1 protein-coding gene is annotated in these 1,171 nt (G+C 75.0%); it reads right to left on the bottom strand.

The features are described from left to right. Positions 1 to 35 precede the first annotated feature (35 nt). Positions 36 to 836, bottom strand: coding sequence for a tetratricopeptide repeat protein (locus tag VF202_14945; protein ID HEX7041412.1), 801 nt, complete (start codon positions 834 to 836; stop codon positions 36 to 38). Positions 837 to 1,171: the final 335 nt, after the last annotated feature.

Below are 1,171 nucleotides of genomic sequence, written 5' to 3'. Positions count from 1 at the left end.
CATCGCGAGCTCCGGCCGCGGCCCGTGGGCGGCGCTCACTCGAACGTCCGCGAGAGCCTGTCGAGGGCCGCCACGGCCGGCATGTAGTTGGGGTCGGCGGTGCGGGCGGCGCGGTAGTTCACCTCGGCCTGCTCGGGCTGGCCCAGCGCCTCGTAGGCCTCGCCGAGGCGGAAGAACGCCTCCACGTAGGCGGGAGAGCCGGGTCCGGTGACGCCGGGGTCGTGGCGCTCGTAGACCTCGATGGCCATGTTGAACTGGGCGATGGCCTCCTCGATGCGGCCGGTGAGCATGAGCACCCGCCCCGCGTCGAGGTACGGCCAGGGCTGGCGCATGCCCTCGTCGGTCTCCGTCGCCATGCGGAACGCCTCGAGGGCCTCGTCGTACTCGGCCGCCTGCCACGCCACGCGGCCCCAGTCCATGGCGTACTGGTAGTCGCGCGTGCGGAGGAACGCGTTCTTGAGGAGCCGCAGCGCGCCCTCGGGGTCGCCCTCGGCGGCCATGAGCAGCGCGTCTAGCTGCGAGTAGGCGGGGTCGTCGCCGTTCGCCAGCTCGATGGCGCGGTCGAGCTGCGAGCGCGCCCCCGCGTAGTCGCCGGTGAGGTAGAGAGCGCGGGCGTAGAGGTAGTGAGCCTCGGCCTCGTTCGGGTACTGGGCCACGAGGTCGGGCCCGTTCAGCCGCGCCGCCGAGTTGTAGTAGCCGGTGGCCAGCAGCGTGCGCATCTGCTCGAACGCGTCGCGCTGCGCCAGGGCCAGGGGCGCGAGGGCGAGCAGGGCCGCCAGCGCCAGCCGCGTGGCGACGCGCCGCGCGCGTCCCTGGCTGTCCCTCGGCGCCTTCATCGGGGCCAAGCCTAACTCGCGGCCCGCGGCGGCGGCGTGCGTTGCGGCGCACCCCGCCGCGCCGGTCGAGCGCCGTGCCGCGCACCTCGCCGCGCCGCTGGGTGTGCCGCTGCGGTCGTCGCCTCGTCCGGCGCACCCGCCTCCCGGCTGCGCCGCGCCCCGCGGTTTCGCGCCTCGCCCGCAGGCGGTCGCGCCGGGCCGCGTCGCGGGCGATAGTGGCGCCCATGAGCCTGTTCGAACGCGTGGGGCATCACCTCACGGGCATCGAGAAGCTGAGGCGGTTCCTGGCCGAGGGCCTGCGTCCGCCGATGGCCGAGCTGCTCGACGTCCGCCTG

Source organism: Trueperaceae bacterium (assembly GCA_036381035.1).
Classification (GTDB): Bacteria; Deinococcota; Deinococci; order Deinococcales; family Trueperaceae; genus DASRWD01.
Note: the sequence above shows the minus strand (reverse complement) of the source record. Positions and strands in the feature narration are given on the sequence as shown.

Excerpts from the sequence above, each read along its gene's own strand:
- VF202_14945 (HEX7041412.1), bottom strand. The coding sequence starts at position 836 with ATGAAGGCGCCGAGGGACAGCCAGGGACGCGCGCGGCGCGTCGCCACG.